Annotated in this window: 1 protein-coding gene; it reads right to left on the minus strand. The window is 47.8% G+C overall.

Annotated features, from left to right (window positions below; translation table 11 throughout):
* Nucleotides 1–448, minus strand: a 448-nt coding sequence (locus tag ACTHTY_RS11965; protein ID WP_440367851.1) for a tetratricopeptide repeat protein, incomplete at both ends; no start/stop codon positions are given.

Below are 448 nucleotides of genomic sequence, written 5' to 3' on the forward strand. Positions count from 1 at the left end.
TTAACTGCCTGTGCATAATCTTGGTGAACACCTTGCCCATTCGCATACTTCGTACCTAAATTATTTTGAGCTTCGGCACCCCCCTGTTCCGCCGCCTTACGAAACCATTTGACCGCTTCAACATGGTCTTCCCGAACACCTTGCCCTTTTTCATACATCGGACCTAAATTGTTTTGTGATGAAGCATTTCCCTGTTCTGCCGCCTTACGAAACCATTTGACTGCTTCTGCATAGTTTTGGCGGACTCCTTGTCCTTCCTTATCCTTCACACCCAAATTGTTTTGGGCTTCTACATAACCCTGTTCTGCTGCTTTGCGATACCATTTTACAGCCTCAACATAGTCTTGACGGACACCCAGTCCATAGGCATACACTCCGCCCAACTTGTGTTGTGCAGCGCCATGCCTCTGTTCTGCTGCCTTGCGATACCATTTAACCGCTTCAGCAT

The sequence above is a fragment of the Neisseria sp. P0019.S002 genome, assembly GCF_051957155.1.
GTDB lineage: Bacteria > Pseudomonadota > Gammaproteobacteria > Burkholderiales > Neisseriaceae > Neisseria > Neisseria perflava.